The sequence below is a fragment of the Streptomyces sp. NPDC059499 genome, from assembly GCF_042749285.1.
Lineage (GTDB): Bacteria > Actinomycetota > Actinomycetes > Streptomycetales > Streptomycetaceae > Streptomyces.
Map to the genome: position 1 here is coordinate 113261 of NZ_JBHYTT010000011.1, position 15903 is coordinate 129163.

Here is a 15903-nt window from a genome sequence, read left to right on the forward strand (position 1 = left end):
CGGGGCCGTACGGTACGGGCTCGGGTGATCAGCCCTCGGTCGTCGCCGCCTCGGCGGCAGCCGTTGTCGCGCGGGCACGACGACGGCGCGGCTTCACGGGCGCCTCGTCCTCGGACACGGCAGCGCTCGGCACGGTCTCGGGGACTCCGGCCTCAGCCTTCACGGCGGCACGCGGCCGGCGACGGCGCGGCTTCGTCTCCGCGGTGTCCTCGGAGGCGGCCGGAGCAGCGGCCACCGCCTCGGTCTTCGGCTTGGCGGCGGCACGGGGCCGACGGCGGGCCTTGGTGTCGGACACGGGCTCGGACGCCGGAGCGATCTGGAAGTCGACCTCGTCGACGACCGGCCTGACGACACGGGCGCGGCGGCGGGGCTTGGTGACGGGCTCCGCCACCGGCGCGGCAACGGCCACGGTCTGGAAGTCGACCACGGACTCGGCGGCCGGGGCCACCGTCACCGTCTCGGCGACCGCCTTCGCGGTGGTGGTCCGGGCGCGGCGGCGGCGCGGCTTCGCGTCGGCCTCCGGCTCGGCCTCGGCCACGGGTGCGGCCACGGCGGTCTCGACGACAGTGGGCGCGGCCGGAGCCTCGGCCACGGCCACCGCGGACTCCACGACGCCCTCGGGGGCGCCGACGCGGGCACGGCGACGGCGGCGCGGGGTACGCGCTTCCGTCTGCTCCTCGCCGGCCTCCGTGGACGGCGCGGGCACGGTGACGGCGCCTTCCTCGGAAGCGCTGCCGCCACGGGTGCGACGACGCTGACGCGGGGTGCGCGGCGCGCGCTCCTCACGAGGTGCGGGGGCGGTCGCGGCCGACTTGCGGCCGCGGCCGCCGGTCTCGCCGAGGTCCTCGAGCTCCTCGGCCCGCAGGCCCGCACGGGTCCGCTCGGTCCGAGGCAGAACACCCTTGGTGCCCGCGGGGATGTCGAGGTCCTCGTACAGGTGCGGCGAGGTGGAGTACGTCTCGACCGGGTCCGGGAACTTCAGGTCCAGGGCCTTGTTGATCAGCTGCCAGCGCGGGATGTCGTCCCAGTCGACCAGCGTGATCGCGATGCCCTTGGCGCCCGCGCGGCCGGTGCGGCCGATGCGGTGGAGGTACGTCTTCTCGTCCTCCGGCGACTGATAGTTGATGACATGGGTCACACCCTCGACATCGATACCGCGCGCGGCGACATCGGTGCAGACGAGGACGTCCACCTTGCCGTTGCGGAACGCGCGCAGCGCCTGCTCACGGGCGCCCTGGCCGAGGTCGCCGTGGACCGCGCCGGACGCGAAACCGCGCTTCTCCAGCTGGTCGGCGATGTCGGCGGCCGTGCGCTTCGTACGGCAGAAGACCATGGCCAGTCCGCGTCCGTTGGCCTGGAGGATGCGGGAGAGCATCTCCGGCTTGTCCATGTTGTGCGCGCGGTAGACGTGCTGCGCGGTGTTCTTGACGGTCGTGCCCTCGTCGTCGGGCGACGTGGCGTTGATGTGCGTCGGCTGCGACATGTAGCGGCGCGCGAGAGAGATCACTGCGCCCGGCATGGTGGCCGAGAACAGCATCGTCTGTCGCTTCGGCGGCAGCATCGTGATGATGCGCTCGACGTCGGGCAGGAAGCCCAGGTCGAGCATCTCGTCGGCCTCGTCGAGGACGAGGACGCGGATGTGCGAGAGGTCGAGCTTGCGCTGGCCGGCCAGGTCGAGCAGACGGCCCGGGGTGCCGACGATCACGTCGACGCCCTTCTTGAGGGCCTCGACCTGGGGCTCGTACGCCCGGCCGCCGTAGATCGCGAGAACGCGGACGTTACGGACCTTGCCGGCGGTGAGCAGGTCGTTGGTGACCTGCTGGCACAGCTCGCGGGTGGGGACGACGATGAGGGCCTGCGGCGCGTCGGTCAACTTCTCCGGCGCGGCGCGGCCCGACTCGACGTCGGCGGGGACGGTCACACGCTCCAGGAGCGGAAGACCGAAACCGAGCGTCTTGCCGGTGCCGGTCTTGGCCTGGCCGATGACGTCGGACCCGGAGAGCGCTACGGGGAGCGTCATCTCCTGGATCGGGAAGGGGGACGTGATGCCGACGGCCTCAAGGGCTTCGGCCGTCTCGGTAAGGATTCCGAGGTCGCGGAAGGTAGTCAGGGTGCTGCCTCTTCTGTGAGACGCGGTCCGAGGCGAACGCTGGGGGTCGTACCGTGCCGGGGTTGGTCATCCGGCCGTGGATGGGCCGGGTGGCGCGGGACCACTGCCGTCGCTCGAGCGCTCGTGCCGCTGAGGGGGCCCCTCAGCTGCGGTCGTACGTGTCGTACACACCGCGTGGAGGGCTGTCGGGTCGGAGCCGATCGGGCCACCGACCGGGCATCCTCATTCAAGGTCGCGCTTCTGGCACATGAAAATGCTCAGTAAGCGCAATACCACTGTACCCCGGATTCGCGCATGTGTGTTGGGCGAATTCATCGGAACGGTGTGATGTCTCCGGCTGACCAGGCCCTTCCGTCCTGGGACGGGCGGGCTATTCTGCGCTCCATGGAGACGCCTGACAACGCCACTGAAGCATCCGACGAAGCCCCCGCACCCACCGGGATCGCCGCCCAGGACTGGGCCACCGCGTCCACCGACCCGCAGTACCGTGCCGCAGTCGTGGATCTGCTGGGCGCGCTCGCCTACGGCGAACTGGCGGCCTTCGAGCGGCTCGCCGAGGATGCGAAACTCGCGCCGACACTCGGCGACAAGGCGGCACTGGCAAAGATGGCGTCCGCCGAATTCCATCATTTCGAGCAGCTGACGGACCGGCTGACCGCGATCGAGGAGGAGCCGACGGCGGCCATGGAGCCGTTCGCCAAGGCGCTGGACGACTTCCACCGGCAGACCGCCCCCTCGGACTGGCTCGAGGGCCTCGTCAAGGCGTACGTCGGCGACTCGATCGCCAGCGACTTCTACCGTGAGATCGCGGCGCGCCTCGACACCGACACCCGCTCCCTCGTGCTGTCCGTGCTCGACGACACGGGGCACGGGAACTTCGCGGTCGAGAAGGTACGGGCCGCCATCGAGGCGGAACCCCGTGTGGGCGGCCGGCTCGCGCTCTGGGCCCGACGGCTGATGGGGGAGGCGCTCTCCCAGGCCCAGCGGGTGGTCGCCGACCGCGATGCCCTCTCGACGATGCTCGTGGGCGGAGTCGCGGACGGCTTCGACCTGGCCGAGGTCGGCCGGATGTTCTCCAGGATCACCGAGGCCCACACCAAGCGGATGGCCGCACTCGGCCTGGCGGCCTGACCGACGCGCCTACTGGGCCGCCGCGGACCGGACCGGCCTGCTGCCGCGCGGGCGGATGAGCAGCGACAGGGTCACCGCCCCGACCAGCACCGCGCCGACCGGTGTCGCCAGGACATGACCGGAGCCCAGCGCCGAGTGCGTCAGATACGCCCCGAACAGGGCGCCGAGCGCTCCGGTGACGAGCACGGTGCGGTGGGACGGCAGCCGGCCGGGCAGCCTGCGGAGCGCGACCCAGGACAGTGCGAGTCCGAGCACGACGGAGCTGATGGATTCCCAGAGCACAGAGTGTCACCTCGCTCGATTGTGCGGCGGGCAGATCGGTTGTAGGCGGTATTACCCGGGGCCGCGGAATGCAACCCTCCCCTGCCCCCGGGAAACTCCTCCGGGGGAAAACCGGTGGTGAAACGGTTGGGACGGGAAAACGGGGACAGCGGAAGAGGCCCGGCGGATGTTGTCCGCCGGGCCTCTTCCGCTGTCTTTCGGGTCGCGCGACCTACAGCGCGCCGAACCCCACCCGCCGGGTGCTGGGCTCGCCGATCTCCACGTACGCGATCCGGTCGGCCGGCACCAGGACCTTGCGGCCCTTGTCGTCCGTGAGGCTGAGCAGCTGCGCCTTGCCGCTGAGCGCCTCGCCGACCGCGCTCTCGACCTCTTCGGCGGAAAGCCCGCTCTCCAGAATGATCTCCCGGGGCGTGTGCTGCACCCCGATCTTGACCTCCACGGCTATGTCCCTCCGACGGTCCGTCTCCGCGCGGTGAACCGCGCCGTACGCAGCACACATTAGCCCGGTGAACGGAGCGACCACGGGTCGACCGGCAACGCCCGCAGCGAACACCGGCGCCTGCCGCGCCGGGGACTCAGTGCTGATCGGTGCCGTACAGCGGGAATCCGGCGATGCCCCGCCATGCGAGCGAGGTCAACAGCTGTACCGCGGTGTCACGCGGAATGCCGGACCGGCTGGAGAGCCAGTACCGCGCCACCACCTGGGAGACACCGCCCAGGCCGACCGCGAGCAGCATCGACTCGTCCTTGGACAGACCCGTGTCGCCCGCGATGACGTCGGAGATCGCTTCGGCGCACTGCAGCGAGACGCGGTCGACCCGCTCGCGGACCGCCGGCTCGTTAGTCAGGTCGGACTCGAAGACGAGGCGGAAGGCGCCGCCCTCGTCCTCCACGTACGCGAAGTAGGCGTCCATCGTGGCCGCCACGCGCAGCTTGTTGTCCGTCGTCGAGGCAAGGGCCGTGCGGACCGACTGGAGCAGCGACTCGCAGTGCTGGTCGAGCAGGGCCAGATAGAGCTCCAGCTTGCCGGGGAAGTGCTGGTAGAGCACCGGCTTGCTGACACCGGCCCGCTCCGCGATGTCGTCCATGGCGGCGGAGTGGTAGCCCTGCGCGACGAAGACCTCCTGCGCAGCGCCCAGCAGCTGATTACGTCGGGCGCGGCGGGGCAGGCGAGTGCCCCGCGGGCGCGCTGCCTCTGTCTGCTCGATGGCTGTCACGCCGCCTCCCAAATTTGTGATCAAGCACAGCCGTTCAGTACACGCTGCGCCGTGCAGCCATCGTACTTTTGAGTAACCCGGGTGTGCGCGGCGCGGACGCAGAATTTCACGGACCGGACTGCTGCGGTAGCCACAGATGTGCCAGGTGATGCCGCAAAGCAGGTCGTATTACCGGTAATCGTCCTCATCTTGTGCGACAACGCGGGCCTGCTCCGCCGCATCCGCCTCGTTTGCCGCGTCCCGGTCGATGTCGGTGAGCGGTTCGTCGCGCTCCTGCCGGATGTCGGCGTGCTGTTCCGCGGCGTCGGCTTCGGGGGCTTCCTGGTCCGGTTCGTCGGGCTGAGCGTCCTCGAAGGTCTCCGGGTCGCTCGGGTCGACCGTCATGATGGCTCCCTTCCTTCCCTTGAAGCCTAGGAGCAACCCTTCGGGGGCGCTATGCGGCCTGTGACGGCGAACACATGAACCAGCGCGTGATCGTCTCGTAACATTGCCGCATGTCTTCGACCGAGCTGCCCGGTACCCGCGCCGCCGCCGCCGCGCTGGCTCCCACGGTCAGTGCTGTGAGGGTCGCGGAGGGTGAGAAGCTTCGCTCCGTCGCGCTGCCCGGCCTCACGCTGACCGTCCGTGCCCGCCCCGGGGCGACGGCGGGGCTCGCTCCCGCTCTCTACGTGCACGGGCTCGGCGGCTCGTCCCAGAACTGGTCGGCCCTCATGCCGATGCTCGCGGACGTGGTCGACGGGGAGGCGGTCGACCTTCCGGGCTTCGGGGACTCCCCGCCGCCGGACGACGGCAACTACTCGGTCACCGGACACGCCCGGGCCGTGATCCGGCTGCTGGACGCGGGGCGGCGCGGACCCGTTCACCTTTTCGGGAATTCTCTGGGCGGCGCCGTTGCCACCCGGGTCGCGGCAGTCCGCCCCGATCTGGTGCGCACCCTGACGCTGATCTCGCCCGCCCTGCCCGAGATCCGGGTGCAGCGGCCGGCCGTGCCGACCGGGCTGCTCGCACTCCCGGGCGTCGCTTCCCTGTTCTCCAGGCTCACCCGGGGGTGGACCGCGGAACAGCGCACCCGCAGTGTCATGGCACTCTGTTACGGCGATCCGGCACGTATCTCCGAGGAAGCCTTCCGTCACGCGGTGGCCGAGATGGAGAGACGGCTGGAGCTGCCGTACTTCTGGGACGTCATGACGCGCTCGGCACGTGGCATCGTCGATGCCTACACTCTGGGCGGACAGCACGGGCTGTGGCGCCAGGCCGAGCGGGTGCTCGCACCGACCCAGCTCGTGTACGGCGGACGGGACCAGCTCGTCTCGTACCGGATGGCACGCAGAGCGTCCGCGGCCTTCCGTGACTCGCGGCTGCTGACACTGCCCGACGCGGGGCACGTGGCGATGATGGAGTACCCGGAGGCGGTCGCCCAGGCGTTCCGGGAACTGCTCGACGAGTGCGGCGGGAGCTGATCCGGGGCGTGGGACGACACAGTCGAAAAGGCCCGGTGGCCAAAGGGCGCGATACCGGGGCCGCGGCCGGCGGCGAACGCGGCACGGCCCGCTCCGAATCCGGCACCGGGCGGCGCAGGCTGGACTCCGCCGCACCTTCCGCGGGGGGCGGTCACACGCCGTTCCACGAAGTCCCGCAGGCACGCGGCGGCCATCCCGAGCAGCGCGAGCCCGGCGGCGGCTGGGGCACCGGCACTCAGCAGCGGTACGGCGACTGGCAGGGGCTCGCCCCCGGTCAGCAGGCCTACGCCAGGCAGGCCGTGGCGCGGCAGCTGACGGCCCAGCAGGCGGCGCAGCGCGCGGCCGACCGGCGCCCGGCCGCAGGGCCGCAGACCGGTGGGACGCCGCTGATACCGGGCCCGCGCAGGGAGTTCGTCGACGCGTTCGACAGTACGGACGGGCCCACCGCGCCGTCGGCGGGGCAGCCCGACGAGGCCGAAGGGTCCGACGGATCCGGGGACGCCCCGGGCGCCGGTGCCCGGGAGGGCAGGGGAGGCAAGGGCCGCGCCTTCACCGGGATCGCGGCCGCCGCGGTGACCACGGTGCTCGCGGTCGTGGTGGCCGGACAGGTCGCACAGGACTCGGGGGGTGACTCCTCGGTCGCGTCGAAGGCCGCGGGCGTCGAGCGGCAGGGCCCCGAGGACACCTCACGCTCCGTGGAGCGGCAGACCCCCCAGGCGCAGCCTCAGCAGGTGGAGGCCAAGCCCCTGACGTACGCGGAGAAGATGGCCGAGCCCTTCCCGCTCACCCCGACGCTCAAGGGGTCCGGGAAGTTCGAAGCCGTCCCCGGGCTGGCGAAGGCACCCGGCAAGGGGCACAAGTACCGGTACCGGATCGATGTCGAGAAGGGTCTCGGTCTCGATGCGGCCCTTTTTGCCGAGGCCGTGCAGAAGACGCTCAACGACGACCGCAGCTGGGCGCACAACGGTGCCATGACCTTCGAGCGGATCTCCTCCGGCGAGCCCGATTTCGTGATCACGCTCGCCAGCCCGGGCACCACCGGGATCTGGTGCGAGAAATCGGGTCTGGACACCACGGAGGACAACGTCTCCTGCGATTCCGCCGCCACGGACCGCGTCATGATCAACGCGTACCGCTGGGCCCAGGGCGCCTCGACCTTCGGTCCGGACAGTCTTCTGGCCTACCGTCAGATGCTGATCAACCACGAGGTCGGGCACCGGCTCGGACACAATCATGTGAGCTGCCGAACTCCCGGCGCCTTGGCGCCCGTCATGCAGCAGCAGACCAAGACGCTGGAGCTGGACGGCATCAAGTGCAAGCCCAATCCGTGGGTGCATCCCGGCAGTTGAGCCGGCCGGACCTCCCTTCGCCTTTTTCCGGGGCTCCCCGGTCATGAATGCCGCGCCCGGGCGTATGCGTCCGCAGGCGCGGCATTCCGGTGCTCGGTCTCCTTCCCCGGTCCGGGGCGGAAGTTCACGGTCGACCAGGTGCGCCGATCCCCGCGGGACCTGCGCGCGAAGCAACTCCTGGCGGCTGTTCCGGCGCTCGATCCGGCACGTGCGGCCGTGGCTCGCGACACCCGCAAGGGACTGGCCGCAGCCTGACGCCCTGTAACCGAACGGCACCTTATCGCGACAGAACGCGACGGGGGCGGGAAAGTTACGGTGGTTCACCCCTTTCGGTGGTGCGACGGACAACCGTCCGTCGTGCCACCGGCGTATCCGCTTACGGTCGTCCCGCTGTGAGTCGCCGATCAACGGCGGCCGCCCACAAGGGAGATCGGGGGTGTGCTCGTGCGGATCGGACTCCTCACGGACGGTGGTTATCCGTATGCGACCGGTGAGTCCAGACTCTGGTGCGACCGCTTGGTCCGCGGTCTGCCCCAGCACGAGTTCGACCTCTTCGCGCTCAGCCGCTCCGCCCACCAGGAACAACAGGGCTGGGTGAGGCTCCCGGACCGGGTCGCGCGGGTGCGGACGGCGCCGCTGTGGACGCACGACGACGAAGCCCGGCACGGATTCCGTCCGAGAGGGCTGCCCGGCAGGCTCGCCACCGGTCTGGGGCGCTCGTACGGGCGGCGTGACCGGCGGCGCTTCACGTCGCACGTGACGGCGCTGGTCGACGCCGTCTGCGCGGGAGGCGACGCCGCCGCCGAGACCGGTGAGGACACCGGGCAGGCGGCCGCGTACGCCACATCGGCGGACCGCTTCACCGACGGCCTCTACGGCCTGGCCGAACTGGCCCGGGAGCGCGGTGGCCTGCACACCGCGCTGCGCTCCGAGGTGACCGCCGGGATCGTGGAGTCGGCGTGCCGCGCCCCGGGAACCGGACGGACCCTGCACGGCGCGACCGTTCCCGACTACCTCGCCTTCGCCGCCGAACTGGAGCGCGCCCTGCGCCCGCTCTCCCTCGACTGGTACGACGAGGAGAGCCTCGGGGCGGTCGACCTCTGCCACGCGGCCTCAGGTGGCGCCGCGGCCCTCCCCGGGCTGCTGGCCAAACGCTTCTTCGGAGTGCCGCTGCTGGTCACGGAACACGGTGTACCGCTGCGGACGCACTATCTGGCCGCGCCCGAGGCGCCGTTCGGTGCGCCGGTGCGCGCCCTGCTGGCCAACTTCCACGGGCAGATGGCCTCCGAGGTGTACCGGCAGGCCACGGTCATCACGCCCGGCAACACCCATGTCCGCCGCTGGCAGGAGCGGTGCGGGGCCGACCGCTCCAAGCTGCGCACCGTCTACCCGGGCATGGAGGCGGAGCGCTTCGGGGCCGTCGGGGAGGGGGACGACGACGGTGGTCCGGACACGCTCGTCTGGATCGGACGGATCGAACCCGCCAAGGACCTGATCGCCCTGCTGCACGCCTTCGCCGAGGTGCGCCGGGCCGAACCGGGCGCGCGGCTGCGCATCTTCGGGGCCCCGGCCCAGGGCTGCGAGGGGAACACCTACCTCGCGCACTGCCGGGCGCTCGCCGCCGAGCTCTTCCCCGACGAGGCGACGGACGCGCACACCGTGGGCGACTGCCCGATCACCTTCGAGGAGATCGGCGGTCCCGAGGTACCCGACCTCGCGAACGCCTACGCCGCGGGCGGTGTCGTCGTCCTGTCCAGCGTGGTCGAGGGCTTCCCCATCAGCCTGGTCGAGGCGATGTTCTGCGGCAGGGCCACCGTCTCGACGGATGTCGGCGCCGTCGTCGAAGTCATCGGCGGCACGGGACTCGTGGTGCCCCCGCGCAACCCCCGGGCACTCGCCGACGCCTGCGTCGCGCTGCTGCGCGACCCCGAGCGCCGCGCACGACTCGGAGCCGCGGCGCGCGCCCGGGCGCTCGAACTCTTCACCGTCGAGCAGAACCTCGCGGCATTTCGCGGCATTTACCTGGACCTCGTCATGCATTCCCCGGCCCCGTGGGCTGCGACAGCGGGTCCTGAGGACCCCGACAGCCCACCACGCCCCTTCGCCACACCCCCGGAGGCCCATGTGCTGGGTCAACTGCCTCCCGCCCCGGTGGCGTCGGGCGCCCCCCGGGTGCCGAGCTGGGCCGTCGGGGCCGAGGAGGGCGTGTGCGCGGGCGCACGCCGAGTGGGGGACCGCGATGCGTGACGACCTGACCGGCCATGACCACGGAGGACCCACGATGGGCAGACCGACCGACGTCCGGGACGGAACCGCCGCGCTGCCGGAACGCGCTCCGGAAGCCACCGCGACCGACTCGCTGTCCGCCACGGCCACCGACGACGCGGACGGCGGGACGACCGCGACGGCCGACGGCGATGCCCCGGAGCAGGCAGCCCCCGGCGTCCGCGCCCCGGAGATCGCCTACCACCCCGCCCGCAGGCCCGCCGTGCGGCGCGGCCCCGCCGACCCCGTGAAGCTGCTCATGCACCGGCACCGGGACCTCTGCGAGCGGGCCGTCGACCCCCTGGAGATCGCAGCCGGCCTGGAGGCCCACGGGCTCACCGACCGCACCGCCGCCCGCTACCGGCACCGTGACGTCTTCTCGCTCGCGGAGGAGCTCTACGCACGCGTACCGGGCACGGCGCGGCCCGCACCCTCCGACGTCCCGCAGCCGGGGCCCGACACCGAGACGCGCGCCGGCTGGACCCTGCTCGCGCTGCTGCCCGGCGCCGCGTGCCTCGCGACCGTCGGGGCGCTCAGGGCCACCGAAGGGGTGCTCGACGGGGAGACACGGTTCGCGGTGACCGCCGTCGGGGCGCTGCTCGTCGTCCTGGGGCTCCGGCTCTGCCTGCGGACCGGCCCCCTGCGCGCCCCGGGCGGCGTCGGCGGCGTCACGCTGTACGTCTGCTGGCTCCTGGGCTACGCGGTGTACGGCGACGACCTGCTCGGCCAGGTCATCAGCGGTGGTCCCGACGGACGCTGGACGGCGGCGCCCGCCCCTGTGCTCGGGCTGGCGCTGTCCGTGGCCCCCGCCGCCTGGTGCACGCACCTGTTCGCCGTACACGCCCGCCGACGACTCGCCGGCAGCCACGGACTGGCGGAGTTCGGCGCCGGTGTACGCCCGCTGCTCCTCGGCCTCGTCGCCGTCTTCCTGTGCGCGCTGGCCGCTCTGCTGTTCCTCGCCGGTCTCGGCCACGGGGGCGGCGGAGCCCCTCTCGCCCCAGCCGCGCTCGGAGCCCTGCTCTTCCTGGCCCGCCTGCTGGCCGTCCACGGCTTCCCCGAACCCGCCGCCACCGGACTCGCCGCGGCCTGTGCCGTCGAAGTGGCCGCTCCCTTCCTGATCCTGGCCGGGCGGCTGCCCGGTCTCGACCTCCTCGCCCGGCCCGTCGAGGCCCTCGTCATGGCGGCCGGCGCCGGAGGCGTACCCACCCTGGCCTGCGGCGTCGCCGCCCTCGGCCTGCTGATCCACGCCTCGGTCGCGCTCTCCCGGGCTTCCGCCCACGCCACGGCGTAACCAGAGACCGCCCATCCGCGGAGCCGACGCCGCGGACCTTCCTCCCGCACCACACCTTCCTCAAGGAGACACCGGACATGACCCCCCAATCCCTCGCACCGGCAGCCCGCCGTCGGCACTCAGGGGGCGCGCGATGAGGGTTCTGCTGCTCGGAGCCAACGGATTCCTCGGCCGCTTCGTCGCCGACCGCCTGCTCGCCGACCCCGCCGTGCACCTCACGGCGCTCGGCCGCGGCGACGACGCCGACGTACGGTTCGACCTCGCCGGCGGAAGTCCCGGAGCGCTCACCCGCTTCCTGGACGCGGTCCACCCCGGAGTCGTCGTCAACTGCGCGGGTGCCACCCGCGGCGGCGCACGCGACCTCACCCGCCACAACACCGTCGCCGTCGCCACCGTCTGCGAAGCCATGCGGCGCAGCGGCTGCAGCGCCCGGCTCGTCCAGGTCGGCTGCGCATCCGAGTACGGGCCCTCGCAGCCCGGCTCGTCGACCCCCGAGGACGCCGTGCCCCGTCCAGGGGGCCCGTACGGCGTCAGCAAGCTCGCCGCCACCGAACTCGTCCTCGGCTCCGGCCTGGACGCGGTCGTCCTACGGGTCTTCTCACCGGTCGGGCCCGGCACCCCGGCGGGCTCCCCGCTCGGCAGGCTCGCCGAGACGATGCGCCGAGCCATGCAGTCCGGCGACCCCGAGCTCAAGCTCAGCGGCCTCGGCGTACAGCGCGACTTCGTCGACGTACGGGACGTGGCGCGAGCCGTCCACGCCGCCTCGCTGTCCGCCGCCCAGGGCGTCGTCAACATCGGGACCGGCAGAGCCGTACGGCTGCGTGACGCCGCGGCGGTCCTCGCCAGGGTCGCCGGATACGCGGGCGCCCTCCACGAGCTCGACGCGCCGCCGGCCCGGCTTCCGATCGGCGCCCCCCGGACCTCCGCGGAGTCCGTCGTCGAACATCTCGGCGCGACCCCGTCCCCGTATCCGGACGGCTGCGGCGCATGGCAGCAGGCCGACGTGCGCACCGCCAGGGACAGGCTCGGCTGGCGCCCCCGGATCAATCTGGAGGAGTCCCTGGCCGACATCTGGATGGAGGCGGCATGCCGTATCTGACCAGCACCGACGTCACCCTGCGGACCAGCGGCGCCGAGGGGCTCGGCGTCGGCGTCCCCGGCTACGCCCATCCGCTGCTCGCCCGCACCGAGTGGGCCGAGCTCAATCGCCCCGGCACACCCCTGCACTGGGCGGTCCTCAACATCGACAACGGGCCGGGTGCCCGACCCGACCCGCACTGTCTGGAGGCGGCGGGGCGCCTCCGTAACGCCCGGGAACGGGCCCTGCACGGAGAGGCTCCCGACGACGCCGTCCGCGCGGCGGGCGGCCGGCTGCTCGGCCACCTCGACCTGGCCTTCGGCGGCCGCCCCTTCGGGGAACTGGTCGCCGACGCCCAGTCCTTCCTCGACTGGTACCGGGTCGGCGGCTTCTATCTCGACCGCTGCCCCGCCGAGCGCGCCGGCCTGCCGGCGGTCCGCAGGCTCACCAGCACCCTGGGCGCGCTCCTGGAGGACCGCGACGGCACGGGCGGGGGCGGCATGCTGGTCCTGGGGCACGGCACCCACCCGCATCCCGGCTACGCCGAGGCCGCCGACCAGCTGGTCACCTTCCGCGGACCGTGGACCGACTACCGCTGGTCACAGGTGGCCGAGTGGACCGCCGCGTACGAGCCGGGCCGCTTCGCCCACTTCGTCCACGGGGTTCCGCGCACCCACCTCGAGGAGGCCATGCGCGTCGCGCGCTGGCAGGGCGCGGGCACGATCTTCTTCACCGATCGTGACGGCAGGCGAGGACAAACCGACCCATTCGCGGCACTGCCCAGCTACTGGGACGAATTCGTCTCGCGGATCGGACCCGGTATCTCGGAATGAGGAGCGGCGTGGCAGTGTTACGGCAGAACAACCGTACGTAGATGAAGTACGTAGAAACCGACCACCTGCATTGTTGAGGTTCCTGTGTCGCTGCCACCCTTGGTCGAGCCAGCTGCTGAGCTCACCGTCGACGAGGTCCGCAGGTACTCCCGCCACCTGATCATCCCGGATGTCGGGATGGACGGACAGAAGCGGCTGAAGAACGCGAAGGTGCTCTGTGTCGGCGCCGGCGGGCTCGGCTCGCCGGCCCTGATGTACCTGGCCGCGGCCGGTGTCGGCACGCTCGGCATCGTGGAGTTCGACGAGGTCGACGAGTCGAACCTGCAGCGCCAGATCATCCACAGCCAGGCCGACATCGGCCGGTCCAAGGCCCAGTCGGCCAGGGACTCGGTGCTGGGGATCAACCCGCTGGTGAACGTCGTCCTTCACGAGGAGCGGCTCGAAGCCGAGAACGTGATGGACATCTTCGCCCAGTACGACCTGATCGTGGACGGCACGGACAACTTCGCCACCCGCTATCTCGTCAACGACGCCGCGGTCCTGCTGAACAAGCCGTACGTCTGGGGTTCGATCTACCGTTTCGACGGCCAGGCGTCCGTCTTCTGGTCCGAGCACGGTCCCTGCTACCGCTGCCTCTACCCGGAGCCGCCGCCCCCCGGCATGGTCCCGTCCTGCGCCGAGGGCGGTGTCCTGGGCGTGCTCTGCGCGTCCATCGGCTCCATCCAGGTCAACGAGGCCATCAAGCTGCTCGCCGGCATCGGTGACCCGCTGGTCGGCCGGCTGATGATCTACGACGCCCTGGAGATGCAGTACCGCCAGGTCAAGGTCCGCAAGGACCCGGACTGCGCGGTCTGCGGCGAGAACCCCACCGTCACCGAGCTCATCGACTACGAAGCCTTCTGCGGCGTCGTGTCCGAGGAGGCCCAGGAGGCGGCGGCCGGCTCCACGATCACTCCCAAGCAGCTCAAGGAGTGGATCGACGGGGACGAGAAGATCGAGATCATCGACGTCCGCGAGCCGAACGAGTACGAGATCGTCTCGATCCCGGGCGCCAAGCTGATCCCGAAGAACGAGTTCCTGATGGGCAACGCGCTCCAGGACCTTCCGCAGGACAAGCGCATCGTCCTGCACTGCAAGACGGGTGTCCGCAGCGCCGAGGTCCTCGCGGTCCTCAAGTCGGCGGGCTTCGCCGACGCGGTGCACGTCGGCGGCGGCGTGATCGGCTGGGTCCACCAGATCGAGCCCGAGAAGCCGGTCTACTAGGTCTTCCGCTGTACGAAAGGGGCCGGCTCCGTGAGGAGCCGGCCCCTTTCGCATGGGGCCGTCAGCCGCAGGTACGGCCGTCCGCCGGGACCTTCCCGTCCAGGAAGTAGGCGTCGACGAGCGAGGTCACGCACCTGCTCTCGTCGTACGAGCCGTGCCCCTCACCCTTGTTGGTCACCATGATGCCGACTCCCTCACCCAGCTCGTCGGCCATCTTCTGCGCACCCTCGTACGGTGTCGCCGGGTCGCCGGTCGTACCGATGACGAGCATCGGCGCGGCGCCCGGAGCGCTCGCCTCCGGCGTGTCGTGTTCCCCCTCGACCGGCCATCGGGCACACCATCCGGCCGTGTCCCACGCCAGGAACGGGCCGAAGACCGGCGACAGTTCGCGGAACTCGGGCAGCAGCGCCCGCGCCTCGGACGCCGTCGGCCTGGACTTGGTGTCGGCGCAGGAGATCGCCCGCTGCGCATGGCTCTGGGTGTCGTAGTGTCCGTTCTCGTCACGGCCGTTGTACGAGTCGGCCAGCCGGAGCAGCCCGTCGCCCGTGCCACTGTTCTGGGCCTCGTCGAGCGCGTCCGTCAGGGTCGGCCAGCCGCTCTTCGAATACAGAGGGGTCACGATGCCGGTGATGGCGAGCGTCTCGTTGAGCCTACGGCCCGAGGAGGTCGGCAGGGGGTCGGCGTCGATGCGCCGCAGCAGCGCCGCTATCCGCTCCGTGCCCGCCTCCGGGTCCTGGCCGCGGTCCTTGAGGTAGTTCTCCAGCGCCCGCTGGAATCCCGTCGCCTGGTTGCGCGCGTGGCCCACCGTGTCCGCCGTCGGGTCGACGACCGCGTCCAGCACGACCCGTCCCACGTTCTCCGGGAAGAGATGGGCGTACGTTCCGCCGAGCTCCGTCCCGTACGAGATGCCGAAGTAGGAGAGCTTCCCGTCGCCGAGCGTCCTGCGGATCACATCCATGTCCCTGGCCGCGTTCGTCGTGCCGACGTGGGGGAGCACCTTGCCGGAGCGACGTTCGCAGCCGGCGCCGAAGTCCGCACCGTCCTTGACGAACGCGGTTTCCTCCGCAGCCGTGTCCGGGGTCATGTCGATCGCGCGGTAGGCCTTTTCCTGCTCCTCGTCGCTGCGGCAGCGGACCCCGGCGCTGCCGGCGACGCCGCGGGGATCGAAGCCGACGAGGTCGTAGCGGGTGTTGAGTTTTCCGTACGAACCGGCGGCACGCGGCAGGATGTCGACGCCGGAGCCCCCGGGTCCGCCGAAGTTGAAGAGCATGGAGCCGATGCGCCGGCTCTTCTCCGTGGCCTGCTTGCGGATCAGAGCGATGCCGATCGTGTCGCCGTCCGGGCGTGCGTAGTCCAGCGGGACGTCGACGGTGGCGCACCGCCAGGCCGTACCGGGCGCTCTGCCGCCCTCCGGGGCTTCGCAGCGCTTCCAGTTCAGCTTCTGGGGCGCGGATGAGGAGGACGCCGGGGAGCCGGGCCGCGCGGACGCCGTGTCCGGGGACGGCGACTTCGAGGACGCCGGTTGGGGTGCGGGGCTGTCGCACCCTGCGAGCGCTCCTGCCGTCAGCAGGGCCGCCCCGGCCAGGGCAACGGTCCTGGCGGCCCGTCCGCGTACACGCATGTG

The 15903-nt window shown here is 71.7% G+C and carries 14 protein-coding genes; 8 read left to right on the forward strand and 6 right to left on the reverse strand.

The features are described 5' to 3' along the window. Positions 1 to 28: 28 nt before the first annotated feature. A complete protein-coding gene (locus tag ACFW9O_RS24395) occupies positions 29 to 2020 on the reverse strand; it encodes a DEAD/DEAH box helicase (RefSeq protein ID WP_384612100.1) in 1992 nt (663 codons plus the stop codon). A gap of 474 nt (positions 2021 to 2494) precedes the next feature. Here ACFW9O_RS24395 and ACFW9O_RS24400 point away from each other — a divergent pair, with 474 nt between their 5' ends. Continuing rightward, the gene (locus tag ACFW9O_RS24400) at positions 2495 to 3241 is read left to right on the forward strand and encodes a ferritin-like fold-containing protein (protein ID WP_384612102.1); all 747 of its coding nucleotides are present in this window, start codon (positions 2495 to 2497) and stop codon (positions 3239 to 3241) included. A 9-nt stretch (positions 3242 to 3250) separates the two neighbouring features. On the opposite strand, the gene ACFW9O_RS24405 is transcribed toward ACFW9O_RS24400, so the two are convergent. The 4 genes from ACFW9O_RS24405 to ACFW9O_RS24420 form a co-directional block, all read right to left on the reverse strand. After that, positions 3251 to 3523, reverse strand: coding sequence for a hypothetical protein (locus tag ACFW9O_RS24405; RefSeq protein ID WP_384612104.1), 273 nt, complete (start codon positions 3521 to 3523; stop codon positions 3251 to 3253). 211 nt (positions 3524 to 3734) lie between these two features. Next, positions 3735 to 3962 (reverse strand): DUF3107 domain-containing protein, encoded by a 228-nt coding sequence (locus ACFW9O_RS24410; RefSeq protein ID WP_329207656.1) that lies wholly within the window; start codon positions 3960 to 3962, stop codon positions 3735 to 3737. Between the two features lie 136 nt (positions 3963 to 4098). After that, positions 4099 to 4740: a TetR/AcrR family transcriptional regulator gene (locus tag ACFW9O_RS24415; protein ID WP_384612106.1), complete on the reverse strand. Its 642-nt coding sequence runs from the start codon at positions 4738 to 4740 to the stop codon at positions 4099 to 4101. A gap of 168 nt (positions 4741 to 4908) precedes the next feature. After that, complete coding sequence (locus ACFW9O_RS24420) at positions 4909 to 5124, reverse strand: hypothetical protein (protein WP_384612108.1); 216 nt, start codon at positions 5122 to 5124, stop codon at positions 4909 to 4911. 110 nt (positions 5125 to 5234) lie between these two features. On the opposite strand from ACFW9O_RS24420, the gene ACFW9O_RS24425 reads away from it, so the two are divergent. The 7 genes from ACFW9O_RS24425 to moeZ all read left to right on the forward strand — a co-directional run bounded on the left by ACFW9O_RS24425 (position 5235) and on the right by moeZ (position 14279). Continuing rightward, entirely contained in the window at positions 5235 to 6200 is a 966-nt protein-coding gene (locus ACFW9O_RS24425; RefSeq protein ID WP_351167906.1) for an alpha/beta hydrolase, read from the forward strand. Positions 6201 to 6208: 8 nt separating this feature from the next. After that, positions 6209 to 7549, forward strand: coding sequence for a DUF3152 domain-containing protein (locus ACFW9O_RS24430; RefSeq protein WP_384612110.1), 1341 nt, complete (start codon positions 6209 to 6211; stop codon positions 7547 to 7549). Positions 7550 to 7993: 444 nt separating this feature from the next. Further along, the gene (locus ACFW9O_RS24435) at positions 7994 to 9796 is read left to right on the forward strand and encodes a DUF3492 domain-containing protein (RefSeq protein ID WP_384612337.1); all 1803 of its coding nucleotides are present in this window, start codon (positions 7994 to 7996) and stop codon (positions 9794 to 9796) included. A 34-nt stretch (positions 9797 to 9830) separates the two neighbouring features. After that, complete coding sequence (locus ACFW9O_RS24440; RefSeq protein ID WP_384612112.1) at positions 9831 to 11105, forward strand: hypothetical protein; 1275 nt, start codon at positions 9831 to 9833, stop codon at positions 11103 to 11105. A 133-nt stretch (positions 11106 to 11238) separates the two neighbouring features. Further along, on the forward strand, positions 11239 to 12204 hold the full coding sequence (locus ACFW9O_RS24445) for an NAD-dependent epimerase/dehydratase family protein (protein WP_351167912.1): 966 nt from the start codon (positions 11239 to 11241) through the stop codon (positions 12202 to 12204). Continuing rightward, complete coding sequence (locus ACFW9O_RS24450; protein WP_384612114.1) at positions 12192 to 13016, forward strand: spherulation-specific family 4 protein; 825 nt, start codon at positions 12192 to 12194, stop codon at positions 13014 to 13016. The genes ACFW9O_RS24445 and ACFW9O_RS24450 overlap by 13 nt, the downstream gene beginning before the upstream one ends. A gap of 84 nt (positions 13017 to 13100) precedes the next feature. Continuing rightward, positions 13101 to 14279, forward strand: a complete 1179-nt coding sequence (moeZ, locus tag ACFW9O_RS24455; RefSeq protein ID WP_351167916.1) for an adenylyltransferase/sulfurtransferase MoeZ — start codon at positions 13101 to 13103, stop codon at positions 14277 to 14279. Positions 14280 to 14340: 61 nt separating this feature from the next. Here the strand turns inward: moeZ and ACFW9O_RS24460 are convergent, their stop codons facing one another. Continuing rightward, a complete protein-coding gene (locus ACFW9O_RS24460; protein WP_384612116.1) occupies positions 14341 to 15900 on the reverse strand; it encodes an alpha/beta hydrolase in 1560 nt (519 codons plus the stop codon). Positions 15901 to 15903: the final 3 nt, after the last annotated feature.